This window comes from Methylobacterium sp. Leaf100 (assembly GCF_001422845.1).
GTDB lineage: Bacteria > Pseudomonadota > Alphaproteobacteria > Rhizobiales > Beijerinckiaceae > Methylobacterium.
In genome coordinates, this window is the sequence record NZ_LMMW01000001.1 from 441,048 (window position 1) to 462,744 (window position 21,697).

General features: G+C 69.4%; 24 protein-coding genes. 16 read left to right on the forward strand and 8 right to left on the reverse strand.

The features are described from left to right. The first annotated feature begins 115 nt into the window (after positions 1-115). The gene (locus tag ASF25_RS02075) at positions 116-2,455 is read left to right on the forward strand and encodes a glycogen debranching N-terminal domain-containing protein (protein WP_056166543.1); all 2,340 of its coding nucleotides are present in this window, start codon (positions 116-118) and stop codon (positions 2,453-2,455) included. 126 nt (positions 2,456-2,581) lie between these two features. Here the strand turns inward: ASF25_RS02075 and infC are convergent, their stop codons facing one another. Further along, positions 2,582-3,103, reverse strand: coding sequence for a translation initiation factor IF-3 (infC, locus tag ASF25_RS02080; protein WP_238223988.1), 522 nt, complete (start codon positions 3,101-3,103; stop codon positions 2,582-2,584). Between the two features lie 203 nt (positions 3,104-3,306). Further along, a complete protein-coding gene (locus ASF25_RS02085) occupies positions 3,307-4,527 on the reverse strand; it encodes a glycosyltransferase family 4 protein (protein ID WP_056302971.1) in 1,221 nt (406 codons plus the stop codon). 179 nt (positions 4,528-4,706) lie between these two features. Here ASF25_RS02085 and ASF25_RS02090 point away from each other — a divergent pair, with 179 nt between their 5' ends. Further along, positions 4,707-5,510, forward strand: a complete 804-nt coding sequence (locus tag ASF25_RS02090) for an alpha/beta hydrolase (RefSeq protein WP_056302973.1) — start codon at positions 4,707-4,709, stop codon at positions 5,508-5,510. Here the strand turns inward: ASF25_RS02090 and ASF25_RS02095 are convergent. Next, on the reverse strand, positions 5,497-5,781 hold the full coding sequence (locus ASF25_RS02095; protein WP_056089138.1) for a DUF1150 domain-containing protein: 285 nt from the start codon (positions 5,779-5,781) through the stop codon (positions 5,497-5,499). The two genes, ASF25_RS02090 and ASF25_RS02095, sit on opposite strands and share 14 nt — an antisense overlap. A gap of 67 nt (positions 5,782-5,848) precedes the next feature. Beyond that, on the reverse strand, positions 5,849-6,286 hold the full coding sequence (locus ASF25_RS02100) for an Hsp20 family protein (RefSeq protein ID WP_056302975.1): 438 nt from the start codon (positions 6,284-6,286) through the stop codon (positions 5,849-5,851). Positions 6,287-6,931: 645 nt separating this feature from the next. Between ASF25_RS02100 and ASF25_RS02105 the strand changes: the two genes are divergently transcribed. The 7 genes from ASF25_RS02105 (at position 6,932) to ASF25_RS22470 (ending at position 11,183) form a co-directional block, all read left to right on the forward strand. Next, positions 6,932-7,414 (forward strand): hypothetical protein, encoded by a 483-nt coding sequence (locus ASF25_RS02105; protein WP_056263509.1) that lies wholly within the window; start codon positions 6,932-6,934, stop codon positions 7,412-7,414. Between the two features lie 27 nt (positions 7,415-7,441). Beyond that, the gene (locus ASF25_RS02110; protein ID WP_056166530.1) at positions 7,442-8,134 is read left to right on the forward strand and encodes a MotA/TolQ/ExbB proton channel family protein; all 693 of its coding nucleotides are present in this window, start codon (positions 7,442-7,444) and stop codon (positions 8,132-8,134) included. A gap of 185 nt (positions 8,135-8,319) precedes the next feature. Then, positions 8,320-8,811, forward strand: a complete 492-nt coding sequence (tolR, locus tag ASF25_RS02115; RefSeq protein ID WP_056166527.1) for a protein TolR — start codon at positions 8,320-8,322, stop codon at positions 8,809-8,811. A 4-nt stretch (positions 8,812-8,815) separates the two neighbouring features. After that, positions 8,816-9,889 (forward strand): energy transducer TonB, encoded by a 1,074-nt coding sequence (locus ASF25_RS02120; protein WP_056302977.1) that lies wholly within the window; start codon positions 8,816-8,818, stop codon positions 9,887-9,889. Between the two features lie 73 nt (positions 9,890-9,962). After that, positions 9,963-10,499, forward strand: a complete 537-nt coding sequence (locus ASF25_RS02125; RefSeq protein ID WP_056263505.1) for a metallophosphoesterase — start codon at positions 9,963-9,965, stop codon at positions 10,497-10,499. Between the two features lie 122 nt (positions 10,500-10,621). Then, positions 10,622-10,936 (forward strand): hypothetical protein, encoded by a 315-nt coding sequence (locus ASF25_RS02130; RefSeq protein ID WP_056302979.1) that lies wholly within the window; start codon positions 10,622-10,624, stop codon positions 10,934-10,936. A gap of 91 nt (positions 10,937-11,027) precedes the next feature. Beyond that, a complete protein-coding gene (locus ASF25_RS22470) occupies positions 11,028-11,183 on the forward strand; it encodes a hypothetical protein (RefSeq protein WP_156368826.1) in 156 nt (51 codons plus the stop codon). Positions 11,184-11,226: 43 nt separating this feature from the next. Here the strand turns inward: ASF25_RS22470 and ASF25_RS02135 are convergent, their stop codons facing one another. Next, positions 11,227-11,490: a hypothetical protein gene (locus tag ASF25_RS02135; RefSeq protein ID WP_056302981.1), complete on the reverse strand. Its 264-nt coding sequence runs from the start codon at positions 11,488-11,490 to the stop codon at positions 11,227-11,229. A gap of 78 nt (positions 11,491-11,568) precedes the next feature. Between ASF25_RS02135 and flaF the strand changes: the two genes are divergently transcribed. Further along, on the forward strand, positions 11,569-12,030 hold the full coding sequence (gene flaF / locus ASF25_RS02140; RefSeq protein ID WP_244472864.1) for a flagellar biosynthesis regulator FlaF: 462 nt from the start codon (positions 11,569-11,571) through the stop codon (positions 12,028-12,030). Positions 12,031-12,160: 130 nt separating this feature from the next. On the opposite strand, the gene ASF25_RS02145 is transcribed toward flaF, so the two are convergent. Both ASF25_RS02145 and ASF25_RS02150 read right to left on the reverse strand, forming a co-directional pair. Beyond that, positions 12,161-12,526 (reverse strand): hypothetical protein, encoded by a 366-nt coding sequence (locus ASF25_RS02145; RefSeq protein WP_056166514.1) that lies wholly within the window; start codon positions 12,524-12,526, stop codon positions 12,161-12,163. A gap of 170 nt (positions 12,527-12,696) precedes the next feature. Next, positions 12,697-13,737 carry an alpha/beta hydrolase gene (locus ASF25_RS02150; RefSeq protein WP_244472865.1) on the reverse strand — a complete coding sequence of 347 codons (1,041 nt, stop codon included), beginning with the start codon at positions 13,735-13,737 and terminating at the stop codon, positions 12,697-12,699. A gap of 244 nt (positions 13,738-13,981) precedes the next feature. On the opposite strand from ASF25_RS02150, the gene meaB reads away from it, so the two are divergent. The 3 genes from meaB to ASF25_RS02165 all read left to right on the forward strand — a co-directional run bounded on the left by meaB (position 13,982) and on the right by ASF25_RS02165 (position 16,087). After that, on the forward strand, positions 13,982-14,986 hold the full coding sequence (gene meaB / locus ASF25_RS02155) for a methylmalonyl Co-A mutase-associated GTPase MeaB (RefSeq protein WP_056302983.1): 1,005 nt from the start codon (positions 13,982-13,984) through the stop codon (positions 14,984-14,986). Beyond that, a complete protein-coding gene (locus tag ASF25_RS02160) occupies positions 14,983-15,663 on the forward strand; it encodes a hypothetical protein (protein WP_082502432.1) in 681 nt (226 codons plus the stop codon). Before meaB ends, ASF25_RS02160 begins: the two co-directional genes overlap by 4 nt. 70 nt (positions 15,664-15,733) lie before the next feature. Then, positions 15,734-16,087, forward strand: a complete 354-nt coding sequence (locus ASF25_RS02165) for a CsbD family protein (RefSeq protein ID WP_056166510.1) — start codon at positions 15,734-15,736, stop codon at positions 16,085-16,087. Positions 16,088-16,133: 46 nt separating this feature from the next. On the opposite strand, the gene ASF25_RS02170 is transcribed toward ASF25_RS02165, so the two are convergent. Further along, positions 16,134-16,919 (reverse strand): 3-hydroxybutyrate dehydrogenase, encoded by a 786-nt coding sequence (locus tag ASF25_RS02170; protein WP_056166969.1) that lies wholly within the window; start codon positions 16,917-16,919, stop codon positions 16,134-16,136. Positions 16,920-17,072: 153 nt separating this feature from the next. On the opposite strand from ASF25_RS02170, the gene ASF25_RS02175 reads away from it, so the two are divergent. The 3 genes from ASF25_RS02175 (at position 17,073) to ASF25_RS02185 (ending at position 21,684) form a co-directional block, all read left to right on the forward strand. Further along, the gene (locus tag ASF25_RS02175) at positions 17,073-19,229 is read left to right on the forward strand and encodes a protein-disulfide reductase DsbD domain-containing protein (protein ID WP_056263496.1); all 2,157 of its coding nucleotides are present in this window, start codon (positions 17,073-17,075) and stop codon (positions 19,227-19,229) included. Between the two features lie 28 nt (positions 19,230-19,257). After that, positions 19,258-20,490 (forward strand): MFS transporter, encoded by a 1,233-nt coding sequence (locus ASF25_RS02180; protein WP_056302984.1) that lies wholly within the window; start codon positions 19,258-19,260, stop codon positions 20,488-20,490. Positions 20,491-20,622: 132 nt separating this feature from the next. Continuing rightward, positions 20,623-21,684 (forward strand): nucleotidyltransferase domain-containing protein, encoded by a 1,062-nt coding sequence (locus tag ASF25_RS02185; RefSeq protein WP_056302986.1) that lies wholly within the window; start codon positions 20,623-20,625, stop codon positions 21,682-21,684. The last annotated feature ends 13 nt before the right edge of the window (positions 21,685-21,697 follow it).

Sequence of the window (21,697 nt, forward strand, 5' to 3'; positions counted from 1 at the left end):
AACTCTCCTCTCTGAGGGCCGCCCGCGTCGCATACCGCGACGGGCGGCCTTTCGATTCCAGACCCATCGCGATCAGACGATTCGCGAATCCTCACCCATCCGGAGACGCTCGGGCATGGCGGCTGACAGTTTCACGGCGACTCCCGAACAGGCACCCGGCACGACGGACGGGCCGCTGAACCATGGTTTTCAGGATGCCGACGCGGTCCTGCCCCAGTACCATATCGAGGCCCACACCTCCCTGGTCGAGCGCCCGCTGCGCTCCCTGAAGTACGGCGAGGCCTTCGCGGTGCTGGACAGCTACGGCGACATCGGCGTGCTGCCCGGCCCCGAGGGCCTGTACTTCCAGGACACGCGCTACCTCTCGCGCTTGCACTTCACCATCGAGGATCAGCGCCCCCTGCTCCTGTCCTCGGTGATGCAGGACGACAACGGCGCGCTCAGCGTCGACATGACGACGCCCGACATCCGCCTCGACGCCCACGACGAGACCACGATCCCGCGCGAGCTCATCGCCATCGAGCGCACCAAGTTTCTGTTCAAGGGCGCGTGCTACGATCGGATCGGTTTGCGCAACTACGATTCGCGCCACTGGACCCTGAAGATCGGCGTGAGCTTCGACGCGGATTTCCGTGATCTCTTCGAAGTCCGCGGCATGGACCGCCCGGTGCGGGGCAAGCGCAGCGTTCAGGTGGCGAGCGAGTCGGAAGTGCAGTTCCGCTATGCCGGCCTCGACGAGGTGGTGCGGACCACGAGCCTGCATTTCGGCCCGAAACCGAAGCACATCGAGCCGGGAAAGGTCACCTTCGAGGTTTCCCTGCCCCCGGGTGGACGCGCCTCGCTCTTCATCCGCACGGTTTTCGAATCGCACCGGGCCTACACCAGCGCACCGGCCGCCGAGAAGGTGGGCGAGGATGCCGCGGCGGGCCTGTCGCACGCCGCCGGCTCGTCGGCCACGGCCCGCCACCCCAAGGGCTTGGCCGAGGGCGTGATCTTCGCCCGCGCGTATCGCGATTCACGCCGCGACCTGCGACAGCTCACGGCCGGCATCACCACGATCATCTCGTCGAACGACCAGTTCAACGAGGCCGCCTGCCGCGCCACCGCCGACCTCTACATGCTGGCCAGCCGCACGCCGGAGGGGATCTACCCCTTCGCCGGCATCCCCTGGTACTCCACGGTGTTCGGCCGCGACGGCATCATCACGGCGATGATGGCCCTGTGGATCGATCCGAACTTCGGCAAGGGCGTCCTGCGCTACCTCGCCTCGACCCAGGCCAAGGCCATCGATCCCGCCGCCGACGCCCAGCCCGGAAAGGTTCTGCACGAGACCCGGCGCGGCGAGATGGCGATGCTCGGGGAGGTGCCGTTCCGGCACTATTACGGCACCATCGACGGCACGCCGCTGTTCGTGATGCTGGCCTCGGAATACTACGCCGTCACCGGCGACCGGGAGACCATCGAGCGGATCTGGCCGGCCCTCGAACTCGCCCTCGACTGGATGAACCAGTACGGCGACCGCGACGGCGACGGCTTCGTCGAATACGCCCGCGACACCGACAAGGGCCTCGAGAACCAGGGCTGGAAGGACAGCCACGATTCGATCTTCCACACGGACGGGAACCTCGCCAAGGGTCCCATCGCCCTGTGCGAGGTCCAGGGCTACGTCTATGCCGCCAAGAACGGCATGGCGACGCTCGCCACGTTGCTCGGCCACGATGCCCTGGCCGAGCGACTGACGGCCGAAGCCGCCAAGCTGCGGGCGGATTTCGACAAGGCGTTCTGGTGCGAAGCGATCGGCACCTACGCCCTCGCGCTCGATGGCGAGAAGCGCCAATGCGCCGTGCGGTCCTCGAATGCCGGGCACGCCCTCTTCACCGGCATCGCCCTGCCGGAGCGCGCCGCGAGTGTCGCCGCCAACCTCCTGTCGAAGGATGGGTTCAACGGCTGGGGTGTGCGGACCATCGCGCGCGGCGAGGCGCGCTACAACCCGATGTCGTACCACAATGGCTCGATCTGGCCGCACGACAACGCCCTCGTGGCCATGGGGCTCGCCCGCTACGACCTGAAGCCGGAAGCCTCGCGGATCTTCGAGGGCATGTTCGACACCGCCCTCTACCAGGACCAGAAGCGTCTGCCGGAGCTGTTCTGTGGCTTTATGCGCAGGCACCAGCGCGGGCCGGTCTCCTACCCGGTGGCGTGCTCGCCCCAGGCCTGGGCGGCGGCGGCCCCCTTCGCGTTCCTCGCCGCCTGCATCGGCCTCGAACTCCAGCACGATCGCAACCGCATCCGCCTGAAGAACCCGACCTTGCCGGCCTTCCTCGACGGGGTGTCGATCTTCAACCTGAAGCTCGGCACCTCGCGGGTGGACCTGCGCTTCCAGCGCTACGGCGGCGACGTGACGGTGAATGTGCTGCGGCGGACGGGCGACGCGCAGGTCTCGGTGGTGAAGTAGGGACATTGATCCCCCTCCCCCGGCGGGGAGGGGGACCTCTGCGTCCGATTGGGAAGCGATCATGAAAAACGCCGCCTCCCCGGGGGAAAGCGGCGCGGATCGTCGAATCCGAACGGGCCTCGCGCGTCAGCGCGGCGCCAGGATCATGATCATCTGGCGGCCCTCGAGCATCGGCTCGCTCTCCACCTTGGCGATCTCCTGGGTCTCGTTCTTCACCCGCTCGAGCAGGCGCAGGCCGATGTCCTGGTGGGCCATCTCGCGGCCGCGGAAGCGCAGGGTCACCTTGACCTTGTCGCCTTCCTCGAAGAACCGAACCACGGCCTTCATCTTGGTGTCGTAGTCGTGCTTGTCGATGCCGGGCCGCAGCTTGATCTCCTTGACCTCGACCGTCTTCTGCTTCTTGCGGGCCTCGTTCTGCTTCTTCTGCTCGTTGAAGCGGAAGCGGCCGTAATCGAGGAGCTTACAGACGGGAGGAACGGAGTTGGGCGCGATCTCGACGAGGTCGAGGCCGGCTTCCTCGGCCAACGCGAGGGCGTCGAAGAAGGCGACCACACCCCGGTTCTGACCGGTGTCGTCGATGAGCTGCACTTCGCGAACGCCGCGGATGTCCCGGTTGGCGCGCGGCCCGTCCTTCTGCGGGGCCGGCATAGCTCTCATAGGTCTACGAATGGCTTCAATCTCCTGATGAAACGACGAAACGGCAGCCTGCGAACCCCAACCCCATGGGGTCGATCCTGGCCACCAATCGCTCCGGATTCCGGTTCGACACCTTGGCTGAACTTTTCTTCAAGTCAACTCGGGCGGCCGGGTTTGGTTCACGCTCCGGGTGATCCGGGACGATCACAGGCGCTTCACGGGCAATTGGCGAGGAGGTCGGCATAGACGTCGAGGGTGTCGCCGACCATGCCCTCGAGGGAGAAGTGCGCCTCCACGTGCGCCCGGCCGCGCCGGGTCATCGCGTCCCGCGCCGAGGCGCCCATGGACAACGCATCGGCCAGGGCATCGGCCAGGGCCGAGGCGTTGCCCGGTGCCACCCGCCAGCCCGTGCGCTGGCCGGCCGGGACTTCCGGTGGCGCCAGGACGGTCTCCGGTACGGCGCCGAGATCCGAGACCACGACGGGCGTGCCCAGCGCCTGAGCTTCCACGGCCGAGCGGCCGAACGCCTCGGGCTCGACGGAGGGAACCGCCACGACGGAAGCGGCGCGGAACGCCGCCGGCATGTCCGTGCAGTGCCCGACCCGGTGGACGATGCCCTGCAGGCCGCGCGCGGCGATGAGGGCGTCGAGCTCGCGCTCGTAGGCGACACGCCCCTGGGGGTCGCCCGCGAGCACGATGGCGACATCCGCGACGCCGCGGTCGCGCATGAGGGCGGCCGCCTCGATGAGCACGCGCTGGCCCTTCCAGGCCGTGAGGCGCGCGGCGAGCAGCACCACGCGCTCGTGCGGCGCCACGCCCCAGGCCCGGCGCAGGGCTTCGACCCGGGCCGGCGCCACGGCGCCCGGCGTGAACAGCGCGAGATCCGTCCCCCGGTGGATCACCCGGACGCGGTCGCCCGCCTGATCCGGATGAAGCGTGCGGATCAGGTCGGCGGTGTAGTGCGAGTTGGCGATGACGACGTCGCCGCGCGCCATCACCGAATTGTACAGCACCTTCACCCCGGTGCGGCCGGAATAGCTGCCGTGGTAGGTCGTGACGAAGGGCAGTTTCAGGCGACGTGCCGCGCCGAGTGCGACCCAGGCCGGCGCCCGCGATCGGGCATGGATGATCTGAACGCCCTCGCGCCGACACAGCCGGGCGAGGCGCCCGATGTTCAGCGCCATGGCGACGGGGTTCTTCGCGGCCGCCGGAAACGGCAGCCAGATGCCGCCCTTGGCCTGCAATTCCCCCACCAGCCGACCGCCCTCCGTGGCGACGAGGGCGCGCGCTCCCGCAGCCGCGAGGGCCGCGGCCACGTCCACGGTGGTGCGCTCGGCCCCGCCCGCATCGAGGGCCGGGATGATCTGCAGGATGGTTCTGCCCGAGAGCGGCGCACCCTCCCCAGGGAAGGTGCCGCCGCGCGGATCGCCATTCATGACGCGGCTCCGCAGGCCGGCCCGATGACGGGACCTGAGGGTTCGGGGCGGGGGCGGAAACGTCCGTCGCGGGCTTCGGTCATGGGCGTCAGCATGGGCGGCGTGCTTTACGGCCCGGTAAACGAAAGGCAAATGCAGAGCACGCAACACGATGGTTCTTGGATAACGGGGATAAGCCGATGACGCAGCCGAACGACGAGGTGCCGACTTTCCTCGATGTCGGAAGCGGGGACGCGGCACGACGCATCGCCGTGCTCCATCGGCCCGGAAAGGGACCGCCCGTGGTGTGGCTCGGAGGCTTCCGCTCCGACATGCGGGCCACCAAGGCCGAAGCGCTCGATGGATGGGCGCGGCGAACGGGACGCGCCCTGGTGCGGTTCGATTATACGGGTCATGGCGAATCGGAGGGCGATTTCGCGTCCAGCACCATCTCGACCTGGGTCGAGGACGCGGTCGCGGTGATCTTCGCCTGCGCGCCGCAGCGGCCGCTTCTCGTCGGCTCGTCCATGGGTGGCTGGCTCGCTTGTCTCGCCGCCCGGGAACGGGCCGCGCGAGGCGAGGACGCCCCCTCGGGACTGGTGCTCATCGCCCCGGCCCTGGATTTCACCGAAGACCTGATGTGGAAGCGGTTCACGCCGGAAATCCGTGCCACCATCGAGCGGGACGGTTTCTGGGCGCGACCGAGCGCATACGACCCCGTCCCTGTGCCGATCACCCGTGCCCTCATCGAGGACGGGCGCCGGCACGCAATGCTCGGGGGAGAATTCGACCCGGGCTGCCCGGTTCGTATCCTGCAGGGCATGGACGACCCGGATGTCCCCTGGTCCCATGCCCTGCGCATCGTCGAGCGCCTGCCACGGGCCGACACGGTGCTGACCCTCGTGGCCGATGGCGACCACCGCCTGTCGCGCCCCCAGGACCTCGCCCGGCTCCTGGCGGCGGTGACGGAGATCTACCCGAACAAAGGAATCAGTGCAGACTGACGGTGTGGAGATCGTTGGCCATGGCATTGGCCACCACGGCGTCACGGGAATCGGCGAGCAGGATCGGCGCCCCGCTGGCCGAGAGCAGGGCGAAGAGGTCGAGGCCGGGGGTCAACTCCGGCGCCTGCGGAAACAGGCGCGTGACCTCGTCGGAACTCATGGCGCGGACGTAGGCGATGTGACCCTCGCCCAGGGCAGCGAGGTCGGCGGCGTTGAACTCCGCCGGATCGAGATCTGCGCCGGTGATGGGATTCTGGCTGAATGCGGTCATGGTCGGCTCTCCTTCTGGCAGAGCGGGGTCGGGTCTGGCCCGACCCGGATGAAAAACGGGCGTCCCGTCAGACGTCGTCGCGGGATGCGATGGCGATCTTGCGCACGACCCGGTCCGGCTCGGGTCGGGTCAGGTCGATGGACAGCAGACCGTTGGACAGGTCGGCCCCCATCACCTCCATGCCGTCCGCCAGCAGGAAGGCCCGCTGGAACTGGCGCGCGGCGATGCCGCGATGGAGGAACTGACGCGATTTCTCGTCGATCTGCCGGCCGCGGACCACGAGCTGGTTCTCTTCCAGCATCACGTCGAGCTGATCGCGGGTGAAGCCCGCGACCGCGAGGGTGATGCGAAGCCGCTCGGGCTCCCGGTCGCTGCGGACCACCCGCTCGATGTTGTAGGGCGGATATCCATCGTTGGCGGCCTTCGACACCCTGTCGAGGGCCTGTTCGATCTCATCGAAACCGAGGAGGAACGGATGTCCGAACGGGGAAGGCCGCGTGGTCACGGATGGATGTCCTTCAAGCGAAGCCCCGGGGACGATGGAGGAGGCACTTCGTGGAGAGGCACGTCTGCGGTGTTCGGGAAGCCCGCCTGCGGCAGCACCCCCCGCCGACGACCGTTCGCCGGTGAACCCGATATGGAGGCGGCACCAAGCCTCATCAAGGGCAGCCCCATCAAGGGCTTGGCTCCGAACATCCAGGACGGTCCCTTGCGCGGGCCTTCCCGTCGAACTCGCCGATCGAACCCGACCACGATCGTCCTACGAGCCGACCGAGAGAAGACCCGGCGATGTTCGCCGGGCAAACCAGGAAACTACAACCGGGATCAATCGGCAATTTTCCAGCGTGGCCCTGTATTCGGTCAGGTAACAGTTTGGAATTACTCTGATATTCCGCACTGCGCTTGATCTGGCACCGCAAATTCGGATATTGCCACGGCCAATCGACCGACGGATTGCGGGGCTCTTGGCCGTGCCGCGCCGGTTCGCGTTCCCTTTGGGAAGCGACGACTTGAGCGGCGCCGACCGATCACCGGGTCATGATTGCCGACCATGACGTTCCCGGCGGAAACACGCTGCGAATCGCGGGTCATCCCAAGGTTTAAGTCCGGCGCGGCGGTGCCGCCCATCGTTCGAGGAAACGGAACCGTGATGGATCGAGTGCGCTGCATGGTCAGGGAACAGGTCCGGAATGCGGTTCGGACGGCCTGTCTCGGCACCGCCATCCTGGCCGGCTGGACGGGTTACGCGGTGGCACAGGAAGCCAAGAGCACGGACACCAAGCCCGCTTCGCTCAAGCTCGAACTGAACCGCCTGGAGCCCGCAGGCGAATCCTGCCGGACCTACCTTCTCGTCGACAACAGCCGGGGCGCGGCCCTGAAATCCCTGAAGGTCGATCTGTTCGCCTTCGACACGGACGGTGTCGCGCAGAAGCGCCTCGCCGTCGAGCTCGGCCCCGTGCAGGAGCGCAAGACTATGGTCCGCCTGTTCGACTTCCCGGCCCTGGCCTGCCCGAAGATCGGCCGGGTGCTCCTCAACGATGTCCTGGCCTGCGAGGGCGGCGACGCCAGCCGCGAGACCTGCCTCGAACGCATCGAAACCGACAGCAAGACTGCCGCGCCCTTCGTCCGCTGATCCGAAACCGAACCGAGAGACATCCCCATGGATCCGACCGCCGCGCCCGCAGGCGTCTCCCACGACATGTCGTTCCTCGGCCTGTTTCTCCAGGCCGACCCCATCGTCAAATCGGTGATGATCCTGCTCGTGGTCGCCTCCATCGCCTGCTGGACGGTGGTGTTCGAGAAGATCGTCCGCATCGCCGCGGCCAAGCGCCAGGCGAAGGCGTTCGACACCCTGGTGCGCTCGGGCGGCGCCCTGGAAGCATCCGGCAAGGGGATGGACGCGCAGATCACGGCGGCCGCCATCGAGGCGTGGCGCGATCAGGATAGCAGCGAGACGCGCGCCGAGCGCCGCGACCGCATCGAGCGCGCCATGCGCGCGACCCTCACCACGCGGTTGAAGGCAATGCAGACGGGCCTGCCGCTCCTCGCGACCTCCGGTTCCACCGCGCCCTTCATCGGGCTGTTCGGCACGGTGTGGGGCATCATGAACTCGTTCTCGTCCATCGCGAAGAGCCAGGATACGTCGCTCGCCGTGGTGGCACCCGGCATCGCCGAGGCGCTGTTCGCCACCGCCATCGGCCTCGTCGTCGCGATCCCGGCGGTGATGGCCTACAACAAGCTCATCAACGACATCGGACGGGTCCAGGCGAGCTTCGTCTCCTCCATCGGCACCCTCGGCAACCGTCTGGCCCGCGACCGGACGGTTCACAGCCGCGCCGCCGCCGCCGAATAGCCGAACCGTATCACCGACCCGTATCACCGACCAATGTCCGCCTCGCGCGGGCGGGCCGGCCTTGAACCCCGGAAGACCGGCGGCCCCCGATCCATGGGGCCATCCCGGTTCCGGACGAATTTCGATTTCGCGGGAACGCGGCGCCGGGCTGCCGGCCGCCCGCCCGAAGCCCCGGAGGGCGACGCATGGCCATGGGATCGATCCGCTCCGGCGGCGGTGACGACGACGACGGCATCGACGGCGCGCCGATGTCCGAGATGAACGTCACGCCCCTCGTCGACGTGATGCTGGTGCTGCTGATCATCTTCATGGTCGCCGCCCCGCTCATGACCACGGGCGTGCCGGTACAGCTCCCCAAGACCACGGCGCAGAAGGTGGCTCAGGCCAAGAAGCCCCTGGAGATCTCCATCGACAAGGAGGGCAAGCCCTACCTCGCGAAGGAGGAGCTGACCCCCGAGGGCATCCTGCCCCGCCTGCGGGCCCTGGCCGCCGAGGACCCCTCCCAGGTGATGCTGGTGCGTGGCGATCGCGAGGTGCCCTACGGCAAGATCATGGAAGTGATGGGCCTCGTCGGCCAGGCGGGCTTCACCAAGGTCTCGCTCATCGCCCAATCGCCCGGTGGCGCCCTGCCGTCTGCGCCGGCCGCCGCAGTACCCGCGACCGGAACGGCCCGATAGCCCCATGAGCGTCCTCGCATCGACCGGAGATCCGGATCGGCGCGGCCCGTCAGGTCTCGCCGCAGCCTTCCTCGTCGCCCTCGGCCTGCACGCGGCCGGGCTGATCGCCCTCACCCTGTTCCAGCCGGAGCCCAAGGCGCCCCCGGGCGAGAATATCGTCACCATCGACCTCGCGCCGCAGATGACGGAGGCCGACACCCAAGCTCCGGCCGAGCAGGCCGCCTCCGTGTCGGCGCCGCCCGAAGCCAATCCGGTGCAGACGCCCGAGACGGTCCAGCAGGAGAAGCCGCTGGAGACCACGGAAGTGACACCGCCCGAGGCGACGGCACCGCCGCCGCCCGATACGGCGATGATCGCGCCCGAGGCGACGACCATGGCCGAGCCGCCGGAAGCGACTCCGACGCCGCCCGTCGAGGTGGCGAACGAGCCGCCGCCGGAGGATCAGGTGATCGCGTCCACGGCCGAGACCGCGCCGGCCCTGGCACCCCCTCCACCCACCGTGGCCCAGGAGCTGCCGAAGCCCGTCGAGGCGGTGAAACCGAAGCCGGATCAAGCCAAGATCATCGAGGCGCGGCGTGAGGCCAAGCGCAAGGCCGACCGCGAGGCACGGCTCAAGGCCGAACAGGAGGAGCGCCGCGAAGCGCTGCAGGAGGCCCGGGCCGAGGCGAAGGCCAAGGCGGCCCGTGAGGCCGCACGCCGCGCCGCCGCCGCTGCGAGCGAGGGCAGCGCACGCCAGAACTCGGCCTCGGCCTCGCGTCAGAGCAGCGCGGGTGCGGCCGCCGGCGGCAACGATGCGAACGCGCTCCGCGCTTGGCAGGGCGCCCTCAGCTCGGCGATCCGCGGTCGCATGAACGCCAGTGCGGCGGCGGGAACCAGCGGCGGCGTTGCCGTGGTTCGGTTCACCGTGTCGCGTTCCGGGCAGGTGCTGAGTTCGGGGCTGTCGAGCAGCAGTGGTGTCGGCGCCATCGACAGTGCGGCGCTCGCGACCGTACGCGGGTCCCTGCCGGCGGCCCCGGCAGGCGTCACGATCAGCAGCCTCGCGGTCACCGTGCCCCTGCGCTTCAGCCCCGGTCGCTGAGCCCGGGGTCGGACGGCGTGATCCCGCCTCGCTTCCGAGGACCGCCCTGCCTTTCTCGGAGCGACGTTCCGGCATGACCGTCTGGTTCACCAGCGACACGCACTTCTCCGATCCGCGCGTGTTGCGGATCGACCGGCGCCCCTACCCCGACCTTGCGGCCCACGACGCGGCGCTCATCGCCAATTGGAACGCCGTCGTCGCGCCCGGCGACACGGTCTGGCATCTCGGCGATGTCGCCCTGCGACCCGCACCGGGCCGAATCTCCGAAATCCTCACCTCGCTCAAGGGTACGAAGCACCTCATCGTCGGCAACAACGACGGGCCGGAAACGCTGCATGCGCCGGGCTGGGCCAGTGTCGGCCATTATGCCGAGATCGTCGTGGACGAACGGCCCCTGGTGCTGTGCCATTATGCGTTCCGAACCTGGAACGGCATGGGCCGGGGCGCCCTCGACCTCCACGGGCATTCGCACGCCAAGCTGACACCGATCCCGAAGCAGTACGACGTGGGCGTCGATGCGCAGGGCTTCACGCCGGTGGATCTTCCAACAATCCTCGCCTCGCGCCGCGCCCGGAAAGTGAGCAGCCGAAAAGCGGAACCTTCGCCGTAGATCGGGGGTTCTTGGGGCATGAACGCAGGATGACCGGCGGGCCGGATCCAAGACTTCGGATCAGCCTGAGCGTCACCTTGCACACGTCCTGTTCCTCGAGACGTCTGCCGCCGAGGTATCCCATGCGTCACGCTCTGTTTTCACCGCTTCTCGCCATCGGACTCACCATCGTGGCCGTCGTGCCGGCTCTGGCCGCGCCAGCCTGCTTCGAGGGCCAGCGAAAGGTCGAGGAAGCCAACGCCCTGCGGTTCCAGGCCCGGCAGGAAGCCCGCATCGGCAGCCACGACCGCGTCTGCGATACCCTCGACGAAATCGGTGATCGCTACGCCGATGCCCGGGATGCGTTCGAGGATTGCGGTGCGGCCGTCACCGCCATCGATCTGCGCTCTGAGGCGCGAAACCTTCGCATCGCCAAGAAGGTCAATCGCTGCGACTGAGCGCGTGCGCACACGCACACACGCCCGGAACCATTCGTTTCACAAGTCTGAACAAGCGGCGCGCGATTCGCTGCCCTGAAGGTCCACGCCCATGAACGTCTCGGCCACCCAGTCCAACGCCAATTCCGTCCTCGGCTCCAATGCCATGATCGATGCCACGGGCCCGTCCTTCGCGGCAGCCCTGTGCGGCTTCCTCAGCACCACCGTCGCGACCACCATGGTGATGTTTCTGCTAAGCAGCGTGTAAGAGAACGCTTCTCCAAGGCAGGCCTGTCCGGCGTCGGCCGGGATCAAGGCGCCACGAGCCAGAAGCGCTTGCGGTTGAACAGCATGTCGGCCTTGCCGACTTCGGCCGGCCCGTTGCGGCAGGCCGCTTCGTCCCTGGCGCGGGCATCCGGTGATGGTCCGGGTGGCCGGGCAGCCGGCAGCATCGGGGCCGTGGACACCGGAAACAGCCCGAGCCTGCTCTGAACGCCGGGCTGGCGCACGGCGACGACGGTGAGGATGCCGGCCAGCAGCGCCCCCGCCACCGTACCGAAAACAAAATTCATCATGGGTCGGAAATCCCGCGATCGCCGCGCGGACAGAGGCCGGCCCGCGATCACCGGCCCTTCCTGGTCAAGCTTCTCGGCGTGATTGCGGCGAAGACCGGATTACAGTCTCTTAAGAATGAACCCCATACGGTCTCATCGGTCGCGGACGGCTCGAATCGCGGCAGTCGGGGAGAACGCAGGATGTCGTACGGGGCCAGTGCCTACGCGAAGGTGTCACAGACGGCCCTATCGCCGCGCGAGGCGGAAGCCGCCGTCCTGATCAAGGCCGCATCGCGCCTCCAGGCCGTTCAAGCCGACTGGGAAAACCAGAAGGGCGGCCTCCCCGAAGCGCTCAACTTCAATCAAAAGGTCTGGACGATCATCGCGGGCGCGGCGACGGCACCCGAGAGCCCGCTGCCCGAGCCGATCAAGACCAGCATCGCGCAATTGTCGGTGTTCGTGTTCCGCCGCATGATCGATACGCTGATCGAGCCGAGCGCCGAGAAGCTTTCCGCGCTCATCAGCATCAATCACAACATCGCCGCCGGCCTGCGGACCTGAGCGGAGCCGTCCCCCGAAGAGGGGTATCGGCGAGGCGCGTGCCCGTTCGCGTCGGGCGAGCCTGACGGCCAGGACCCATGAGCCGTGCCCTGAATCGGGCACGGCCACGTTGGAGTTGTTGCCGAAACCCTCAGGAGTCGAGACCCGCATCCTCGTCGATATCCACGAGGAAGACGATGTCGGCGTCGTCCTCACCGTCCTCGTCATCCTCTTCCGCGTCGTCGTTCGAAGCGGCCTCGGCGTGGCGGGCATCCGGCTCGAAGGGCTCGTCCTCTTCCGAGTCATCCTCGGCCAGGGCGTCCTCGAAGATCTCCGTCTCCTCCTCGGTGGCGGCGCGGATCTTGAGCGGAGAGGTGCCGTTCCACAGCACCTTGCCGTCGCTCTTCATGGCCTGGATGTCGTCCTTGAAGCCGTCGCAGGTGAAGAGATCGCGGGCGACCTCCTCGGAACCGTTGATGACCGCGATGGCCACGCCATCGATCTCGAGTGTGAACATCGCGAATTCCTCTCGAACGTCGTTGCGCGGGGCGCGCCGGCCGCACGGCGTCGGAGGACGCCGCCCTGGGATCGATTCAGCCTTACGGGGCCGCCGACCGTGTAGGGGGCAACGGCCTGCGCGCCAAGCCCCACGCCGACCGCCATCCCGCGCCGAACGGGCCCCTGGGCTCAGCTGCCTCCGCCAGCACCTCGACTAATGGCACGCTTGACCACGCCCTGAACCTCCGGGTTCGACAGGAACAGGTCGTGGTTGATCAGGCCGCCGCCGTAATCGGAGGCGTCGGCGACGCGCACGCCGAGCGCCTCCAGGCGCTCGCGGTCGGCCGCGCCGGCGCGGACGATACCACCCGCGATGGCGCCGGAGAGCTCCAGCGCCCTGTCGTTGGTGGAGGAGATCACCGTGACCTTCTTCACGTCCGGTCCCATGCGCTCGATGGCGGAGGTGAACAGGTCGATGTCGATGTCGGGGGCAGCCAGCACCACGGCGCCGATGCGGGCCATGGCCGCCTCGCCGGCCTCGGCCCGCAGCATCCGCAGGGTCTCGAGGGTCAGGAGCGTGCCCATGGAATGGGCGACGATGTTGATTCGGCCGCCCGACGGCGAGTTCGCCAGGGCCTTGAGCAGATCCTCGAAGGCGTCGCGCGACCACAGGGCGCTCTCGCGATCGTAGCCGTAATCGAAGGTCGCGGCGGCGGAGGGCCAGGTGAACAGCGCGGAGGCGCCGCGGAAGCGGATACCGTCGGAGAGCTTGGCTGCGCTGAGGGCCGCGGACTGGAAGCTCTCGCGGTAGCCATGGACGTAAATGAGCACGTCGCGGCCGAACGCGGCCTGGGCGAAGGCACCGGCCGCGCCCGGCCCGGTCTCGATCTGCGGCACCGCCGCGACCCCCCAATCCCCGGTGACCACGGAGGAGACCTTGCCGATGAGCGAGCGGTCGGGTGCGGACAGACGCACCTCGGCGAAGCTCAGGCCCCGGCCGCGCTCGGAGCTGAAATACGGGCTCTTCGGGGGACTGCCCACCGGCTTGCGGGTGGTGGCGACGAGAAGCACGGGGCTGACATCGATGTTCGACTGCCGCTCGGGGGCGGACGAGCCGGTGGCGAGGTCCTCGGTGACGCAGCCGGACAGGCCCGGCGCCAAGCTGGCGAGCCCCAGGAGGGTAGCGAGGCGGACGAGGCTGCGTCGGGTCGGCCGAATGGTTCGGTTCATGCGGTCTGACAACCCTGGGCGGTGGAGGGCCGGGAAACCCGGCCGTCGTGCGGTGCTAACCTGTCGCGGACGATCGTGACCATGGCGCGGCGCGAACGTGGCCGTGGGCCGTGTGGATTGCGGGCATAGGCGCGCCTGTGGCCCCAGTCCCACACCGAACATCGGCGCGGACAAAGGCGGGCGCGTCGCGCAATAGGCGGCACGCCCCCTCGACGAATGCCGGTCGGCCCGGCAAGAAGTGGGCATGGCCCTCTCCTCATCCCCGCCGCCCGCCCTCGACATCGACGCCCTGCGCAACCGGTTGCTGGCCGGCGACCGGGCTGCCCTCGCCCGCGCCATCACCCTGGCGGAATCGAAGCGCGCCGACCATCGCGCCGTGGCGCGGGACCTCATCGCTGCGGTGCTGCCCCAGACCGGCCGCGCGATCCGGGTCGGGATCACGGGAGTGCCGGGGGTGGGCAAGTCGACGACCATCGACGCGCTGGGCGCCAATCTCACGGCCGCCGGCCACAAGGTGGCGGTGCTGGCCGTCGATCCGTCCTCGACGCGCACGGGCGGCTCGATCCTCGGCGACAAGACCCGCATGGCGCGCCTGGCACTGGATCCCAACGCCTTCATCCGCCCCTCCCCCTCGTCGGGAACCCTCGGGGGCGTCGCGGCCAAGACCCGCGAGACCATGCTGCTCTGCGAGGCGGCGGGGTTCGACGTGATCCTGGTCGAGACCGTGGGCGTCGGCCAGTCGGAGACGGCGGTGGCCGATCTCACCGACTTCTTCCTCGTCCTCATGCTGCCGGGCGCCGGCGACGAGTTGCAGGGAATCAAGAAGGGCATCATCGAACTCGCCGACATGATCGCCGTCAACAAGGCCGACGACGGCGAGGGCGAGCGCCGGGCCAGTGCGGCCGCCTCGGAATATCGCGCCGCCCTCCACATCCTCAGCGCCCCGAGTTCGACCTGGACGCCCCCCGTGGTCACCGTCTCGGGCCTCAACAACAAGGGGCTCGACCGGATGTGGGACCGCGTCGTCGACCACCGCAACAAGCTCACGGCCACGGGCGAGATCGCCAAGAAGCGCCGCGCCCAGGACGTGAAGTGGATGTGGGCGCTGGTCCACGAGCGCCTGCACCAGCGCCTCGTCGGGTCCGCCGAAGTCCGCCGTCAGACGGCCGAGGCCGAGGCCGGGGTGTCGCGCGGCGAATCCTCCCCCGCCGCCGGGGCCGAGGCCATCGCCACCCTCATCGGCCTTTGAGCCGGGGCCACCTCCTCGTCACCGGGTTCGGGCCGTTCCCCGGCGTGCCCGTGAACCCGAGCGCCGTGATGGCGCGCCGCCTCGTCGCCCTCGCCCGCCGCCACGGCCTCGCGGGCGGCGATGTCCGCCTCCTCGTCCTACCCACCACCTATGGGGCCATTCCGACCCATCTGGTTCCCGCCCTCACGGAGCCACCGGCCGCCGTGCTGATGCTGGGCGTGGCGCGCCGCGCCACGCGGGTCCGGGTCGAGTTTCGGGCGCGAAACCGGGCGAGCCGGCTATTCCCGGACGCATCGGGGGCCATTGCGCGATGCCTCGCCCTGTCGGCGGACGGACCGTCAGAGCGCCGCGCGCACGTCGCCGCGCAGGCCCTCGTGGCCCTGCGCCGCAACGGCATCCGGGCGATCCCGTCCCATGATGCCGGCCGCTACCTCTGCAACGCCGCGTATTACCGGGCGCTGGCCGAGGACATCCCGGTGCTCTTCGTCCACGTTCCGCCCCTGCCGCCGACCGGGCGTCTCGGGTTGCGGCGCGCACCGGCCGTCGAGACCCTGGCGGCCGCCCTGGTGACGGTGGCCCGCGGACTCCTCGCGGGACGGTCGGTTCACCCTGTCGGCGGGAAGCACCGAGAAAATCCGATCGATGCGGTGCCCAATCGGATCTCGGGCGTTCTGTGAACGTCGGATGCGGGCGTGCCACGCCCCGGCGGCATCGAACCCGCATCGAAGCTCAACGAGGAGACGCATCATGGTGGACACGGATCGCATCGTCGGAACCGCCAAGGATCTCGGCGGCCGCGTGCAGGGGGCCGTGGGCGACGCCCTCGGGTCACAGCGCGACTCCGTCGAGGGGCGCTACCGCGAGGCGCAGGGGCGCGCCCAGGACGCCTACGGCCAGGCCAAGGACACCGTGCGCGACGTCGCCGACAACGTCAGCGACTACGCCGGCGACGCCTACGAGCGCATTCAGGATCGTGGCGGCGCCTATTTCCGCGATGGCACCAGGGCCGTCGAGACGCGGGTGGAGGAGAATCCCTTCATCGCGCTCCTGCTCGCGGGCGCCGTCGGCTACGGCCTCGCCCTGCTGCTCCACCGCCGCTGAAGAGTCCAACGCGCCGCCCCACCGGGGCGGCGCGACCCGGAGCGTCCTACTGCGCCGTCCAGCCGCCATCCATGGCGAGGTTGGCGCCCGTCATCTGGCTCGCCGCGTCCGAGCACAGGAACACCGCGAGCGCCGCGACCTGATCGACGGTGACGAATTCCTTGGTCGGCTGGGCCTTGAGCAGCACGTCGTTGATGACCTGCTCCTCGGTCAGCCCGCGCGCCTTCATGGTGTCGGGGATCTGGCTCTCCACCAGGGGGGTCCAGACATAGCCCGGCGAGATGCAGTTCACCGTGATGCCGTGGGTGGCGAGTTCCAGGCCCGCGCTCTTGGTGAGGCCGGCGATGCCGTGCTTGGCCGCCACGTAGGCCGACTTGAACGGCGAGGCCACGAGGGAATGGGCCGAGGCGGTGTTGATGATCCGCCCCCAGCCCCGCTTCTTCATGCCCGGAATGGCGGCCCGCATGGTGTAGAACGCCGAGGAGAGATTGAGCGCGATGATGAGCTCCCACTTCTCCGGCGGAAAGTCCTCGATGGGCGAGACGTACTGAACGCCGGCGTTGTTGACGAGGATGTCGACGGCCCCGAAGGTCTCCTCCGCGAGGGTGATCATGCCGGCGATCTCGTCGGGCTTGGTCATGTCGGCGGCCGAGTGGATCGCCCGCACGCCGAACTCGGATTCGATCCCGGCCCGGGCCGTCTCGATGGCGTCCGGCGACCCGAACCCGTTCAGCACCACGTCGGCGCCTTCCCGGGCGAAGCCCCGCGCGATGGCGAGGCCGATGCCGCTCGTGGAGCCGGTCACGATTGCGGTCTTGCTCTTGAGGCTCATGGAGATCTCCCGGATCGCGCAGCGACGCGCGACATTCATCACTGGCAAAATCCTGCCCGATGGGGCGCGGCAAGTCGATGCGCTCGGCCCCGGGCGCGGCGTGCTATAGCGACGGGCGACGCCCCATCGTCACGGGCGACGCACAGGGACGTCATGATCCGGTTCCTCGCCTTGCTGGCGCTCAGCCTGTCCGGCCTCGCCGGCGCGTCCGCCCAGGGGCTCAAGCTCCCGTCCGACCTCGTCACCGCGAGCCTCGTGGCCGAACCCGCCGCGATCCGCCCCGGCGAGCCCTTCACCGTCGGTATCCGCATGGTGATGCGGCCGAACTGGCACGTCTACTGGCGCAACCCCGGGGATTCGGGCCTGCCGCCCGAGGTCGGCTGGTCATTGCCCGCGGGTTTCGCGGCCGGGGCCCTCGACTGGCCGGCACCCCACCGCATCCCCGTCGCCCACCTGATGAACTTCGGCTACGAGGGCGAGACCGTCCTGCTGGCGCAGGTGACGCCGCCCGAGGCCCTGGCGCCGGGCAAGCCCGTCACCCTCAAGGCCCACCTGAGCTACCTCGTCTGCGAACGGGAATGCGTGCCGGGCACGGCGGACCTGCGCCTCGCCCTTCCGGTGGCGCAGGCCGGAACCAGCACCGGCACCAATCCGCAGACCCGCGCGCTGTTCGCGCAGGCCCGCGCCGCCCTGCCAGTGCCGTCGCCCTGGCCGGTGCGGACCGCCGCCACGAAGGATCGCCTGACCCTGACGGTGGAGGCGCCGGGCCTCGCGCCCGATGCCGTTTCGGGGGTGGCGTTCTTTCCCTATGCGGAAACCGCCATCGAGAACGCCGCCGCGCAGGACGTGCAGATCGATTCCGCCGGCCTTCGGCTCTCGCTGGTTCGGGGCAACCCCGACGACGCGGCGCCGCCGGCGACGCTTCCCGGCGTGCTCACCTTCGACGAGGCGACGCCCGGAGGAACCGTCCGGCGCGCCTATGCCGTCGGCGAGGCCCCGGCTCTCGCCGCACCGGCCGCCGACACCATGGCCGCCCCCGTGATGCCGCCGGAGGAGGACGGCCTGACCCTGTGGAGCGCCGTCGGCCTCGCATTCCTGGGCGGACTCGTGCTCAACCTGATGCCGTGCGTGTTCCCAGTCCTGTCCATCAAGATCCTGAGCCTCGTGCGGCATTCGGGGGAATCCCCCGCCCGTGTCCGCCTCCACGGCGTCGCCTACACGGCCGGCGTGCTCGCGGCTTTTCTCGGTCTGGCCGGTCTGCTCATCGGCCTGAAGGGCGCGGGCGCCGGCATCGGCTGGGGCTTCCAGCTGCAATCGCCCGTGGTGGTGGCGGCCCTCGCCTATCTCCTGTTCGGCATGGGTCTGAGCCTGTCCGGGGTCGTTCATCTCGGCGGCGGCATCGCCGGGCTCGGCGACGGCCTGACCCGCCGCGCGGGGTTGCAGGGCTCGTTCTTCACCGGCGTACTGGCCACCGTGGTGGCGACCCCCTGCACGGCGCCCTTCATGGGGTCGGCCGTGGGGTTCGCCCTGACGCAGGCCCCGGCCGTGGGTCTGGCGGTGTTCGCGAGCCTCGGCTTCGGCCTCGCCTTGCCCTTCCTCGTCCTGACTGCATGGCCCGCCGCCCTGCGCGCCCTGCCGCGCCCCGGTGCCTGGATGGATGTTCTGAAGGGCGTCCTGGCTTTCCCGATCTACGCCACGGCCGCGTGGCTGATCTGGGTGCTGGCGCAGCAGGTCGGACCGTCCGGGCTGCTCGCCGCCCTGTTCGGCCTCGTGCTCGTGGGCTTCGCCGCGTGGGTTTGGGAGCGCGGGCACGGCGCCCGCCCGGCCTGGAGCTGGATCGCGCGGGGCACGGCGTTGGCCGCCCTCGCGGGTCTCGCTCTCCTCACCCTGAACCTGTCCCACGACCGCGCCGGCGCGGTCGCGCGCGCGGACGGCACGGAGGCGTTCACCCAGGCGCGGCTCGACGCGCTGCTGGCGGAGGGCCGACCCGTCTTCGTCAACATGACGGCGGCGTGGTGCATCTCGTGTCAGGTCAACGAACGCACGGCCTTGGGGACGCAAGCCGTGCGCGACGCGCTGTCGGCGCGCGGCGTGGTCTACCTCAAGGGCGACTGGACCAATCAGAACCCCGAGATCACCGCGTTCCTCGCCCGTCACGGCCGAAGCGGCGTGCCGCTCTACCTCCTCTATGCGAGCAAGACCGCCCCCGTGGTCCTCCCACAAATCCTGACGGCCGGGACGGTGCTGGACGCCCTCGCGATCCTGCCCGCCCTGCCCCGCAGCGCCGCCCTGGCTCCACAGGAGCGCTGAGCGACCCGACGACGATCCGACGGACCCGATGATCGAACCCTCCGCGCCGCGCTGGAGCGTGTTCCGCAACGGCGACTTTCGCCTGTACGGCGCCGCCCGCTTCCTCACCGGCCTCGCCTTCCAGATGCAGGCCGTCGCGGTGGGCTGGTTCGTCTATGACCTGACCCATTCGGCCCTGGCGCTCGGCCTCGTGGGGCTGGCGAGCTTTCTGCCCGCCATGCTCTCGGCCCTGGTCACGGGGCATGTCGCCGACACCTACGACCGCCGCCTCGTGGCGTCCCTGGCCTACGCCACCCTGGCGGCGGCCGATCTCGGGCTCCTGGCCTTCGCCCATTACGGCACGGGCGCGATCTGGCCGATCTACGCCCTCGTGGTGGTCATCGGCACCGGCCGCGCCTTCGCCAACCCGGCCCTCCAGGCCCTGCTGCCGACCCTGGTGCCGCGCCCCCTGTTCGGTTCGGCCATCGCTTGGAACGCCTCGCTGTGGCAGAGCGCGTCGATCCTCGGGCCGGCACTGGGTGGCCTCCTCTACGTCCTCGGCCCGGCCGTGGTGTTCGGCACGGCCGCGTTCAGCTTCGCCTTCGCGAGCGCCCTCATCGCGGCCATCCGCTTCCGCCCCGCGCCCGTCACCGAACGTCCGCCGGTGACCTGGGCGACCCTGTCGGCCGGCCTCACCTACATCCGCGACCACCCGGTGGTGCTCGGCGCCATCAGCCTCGATCTCGTGGCGGTGCTGCTCGGCGGCGCCACCGCCCTCCTGCCGATCTTCGCCGCCGAGGTGCTGCATGTCGGCCCCCTCGGCCTCGGGGCGCTCCGCAGCATGCCGGCGGCCGGGGCCGTGCTGATCGCCGTCTATCTCGCCTACCGGCCGCTCCAGCGCCATGCCGGGCTCCGCATGCTCCAGGCCGTCGGGGTGTTCGGCCTCGCCACGATCGGCTTCGGTCTCTCGACTTCCCTGCCCCTGTCCATGGCCTGCCTGTTCGTGACGGGGGCCGCCGACATGATCAGCGTCTATGTCCGCCAGACCTTCGTCCAGGGCGAGACGCCCGACGCCATGCGCGGCCGGGTCTCGGCGGTGAACACCGTCTTCATCGGCGCCTCCAACGAACTCGGCGAGTTCGAATCGGGAACCCTGGCCGCCCTCATCGGTGCCGTCCCGGCGGTGGTGCTCGGCGGCCTCGCGACGCTGCTTGTGGCCGCCGCCTGGGGGCGGATCTTCCCGGCGCTCAAGGCGCGGGACCGGCTGCTGCCGGTGGAGTGAGGCGCCGATTATCCCTCCCGCGTACCATTCTCGTCGGAATATGGATAATCCCTGCAAAATCAGTCGCTTCTCGGCTTGGGTTGCGTCATTATCCCTCTGGCGGCAGTAAACGCCTGCTTTAGGGATAATCCGATGTCCCTCAGTGACTTGAATGGCGATCAGGCACGGCAGACCATCGATGTCGACCAAGTGTTCTCAAGCTTCGCGATGGCGCGGGGCGAGTGGGCGCGACGGTACAGGGGCTCGATGTCGTGGAAGACCGTGGGTGGGCGCGACTACCTTTACCGGAAGCGGTACGAGGCCTGGAAATCCCTCGGGCCGCGCACACCCGAGACGGAGGCGATGGCCACCGGGTTCCATGAGGGACGGGCGCAGCTACAGGAGCGGATTGCGGGCCTCACCGCACGTCTCGACGCCATGGCGCCGGTCAATCGCGCCCTGAACCTCGGGCGCCTGCCCGTGATCGCGGCGCGTATCCTTCGCGCCCTGGACCAAGCCGGGCTCATCGGGGCCGGTATCGAGGTCGTGGGGACGAATGCCCTGTTCGCCTACGAACGGCTGGCAGGCGTGCAGATCGCCGGTGCGCATCTCGCGACGGCGGATGTCGATCTCCTGTTCGACGCGCGGCGTTCCCTCCGGCTCCTCGCGCCCGAGGTCTCGGCCACGGGTGTGGTGGGCCTCCTGCGAAAGGTCGATCGCTCGTTCGAGGTCCTGGGGCGGAGCGGGTTCCGGGCGGTCAACCGGGACGGCTACCTCGTCGATCTCATCATGCCGGCGATGAAGGATTGGATGGCCAAGCCACTGCGAAGCCGGATCGGGACCGAGGCGACGGACCTCGAAGCGGTGGAGATCGAGGGGTTGGGCTGGCTTGTGAGCAGTCCAAAGGCCACGGCAACGGTCATCGACGCGCGCGGCTACCCCCTGACCATGGTGGTTCCCGACCCACGGGCGTTCGCCCTCCACAAGCTCTGGCTCGCGGGCCGCGAGGACCGCGAGCCACTCAAGCGGCAGCGTGATCAGGCACAGGCGAAACTCATCGCGGGTCTCGTGACCAGCCGCCTGCCGCACCTGCGCTTCGACGATCCGGCCCTGGCCGCCCTGCCGCGCGCCCTGCGCGAGCAGGCCACGCTGCTGACCGCCGCCACGAGACGGGATACGGCCTTGGCGCCGCCCCGCCTCGAGCCGGACTGGTAGCCCTGACTTGCCC

Coding starts and splice junctions, on each gene's coding strand:
- ASF25_RS02135 (WP_056302981.1), bottom strand. CDS start 11,490: ATGATGAATTTTGTTTTCGGTACGGTGGCGGGGGCGCTGCTGGCCGGC.
- ASF25_RS02125 (WP_056263505.1), top strand. CDS start 9,963: ATGACCGTCTGGTTCACCAGCGACACGCACTTCTCCGATCCGCGCGTG.
- ASF25_RS02085 (WP_056302971.1), bottom strand. CDS start 4,527: ATGAATGGCGATCCGCGCGGCGGCACCTTCCCTGGGGAGGGTGCGCCG.
- ASF25_RS02185 (WP_056302986.1), top strand. CDS start 20,623: ATGTCCCTCAGTGACTTGAATGGCGATCAGGCACGGCAGACCATCGAT.
- ASF25_RS02175 (WP_056263496.1), top strand. CDS start 17,073: ATGATCCGGTTCCTCGCCTTGCTGGCGCTCAGCCTGTCCGGCCTCGCC.
- ASF25_RS02105 (WP_056263509.1), top strand. CDS start 6,932: ATGGATCGAGTGCGCTGCATGGTCAGGGAACAGGTCCGGAATGCGGTT.
- meaB (WP_056302983.1), top strand. CDS start 13,982: ATGGCCCTCTCCTCATCCCCGCCGCCCGCCCTCGACATCGACGCCCTG.
- ASF25_RS02090 (WP_056302973.1), top strand. CDS start 4,707: ATGACGCAGCCGAACGACGAGGTGCCGACTTTCCTCGATGTCGGAAGC.
- ASF25_RS02145 (WP_056166514.1), bottom strand. CDS start 12,526: ATGTTCACACTCGAGATCGATGGCGTGGCCATCGCGGTCATCAACGGT.
- ASF25_RS02095 (WP_056089138.1), bottom strand. CDS start 5,781: ATGACCGCATTCAGCCAGAATCCCATCACCGGCGCAGATCTCGATCCG.
- ASF25_RS02170 (WP_056166969.1), bottom strand. CDS start 16,919: ATGAGCCTCAAGAGCAAGACCGCAATCGTGACCGGCTCCACGAGCGGC.
- ASF25_RS02165 (WP_056166510.1), top strand. CDS start 15,734: ATGGTGGACACGGATCGCATCGTCGGAACCGCCAAGGATCTCGGCGGC.
- ASF25_RS02150 (WP_244472865.1), bottom strand. CDS start 13,737: ATGAACCGAACCATTCGGCCGACCCGACGCAGCCTCGTCCGCCTCGCT.
- infC (WP_238223988.1), bottom strand. CDS start 3,103: ATGCCGGCCCCGCAGAAGGACGGGCCGCGCGCCAACCGGGACATCCGC.
- tolR (WP_056166527.1), top strand. CDS start 8,320: ATGGCCATGGGATCGATCCGCTCCGGCGGCGGTGACGACGACGACGGC.
- ASF25_RS02130 (WP_056302979.1), top strand. CDS start 10,622: ATGCGTCACGCTCTGTTTTCACCGCTTCTCGCCATCGGACTCACCATC.
- ASF25_RS02110 (WP_056166530.1), top strand. CDS start 7,442: ATGGATCCGACCGCCGCGCCCGCAGGCGTCTCCCACGACATGTCGTTC.
- ASF25_RS02180 (WP_056302984.1), top strand. CDS start 19,258: ATGATCGAACCCTCCGCGCCGCGCTGGAGCGTGTTCCGCAACGGCGAC.
- ASF25_RS02075 (WP_056166543.1), top strand. CDS start 116: ATGGCGGCTGACAGTTTCACGGCGACTCCCGAACAGGCACCCGGCACG.
- ASF25_RS22470 (WP_156368826.1), top strand. CDS start 11,028: ATGAACGTCTCGGCCACCCAGTCCAACGCCAATTCCGTCCTCGGCTCC.
- ASF25_RS02120 (WP_056302977.1), top strand. CDS start 8,816: ATGAGCGTCCTCGCATCGACCGGAGATCCGGATCGGCGCGGCCCGTCA.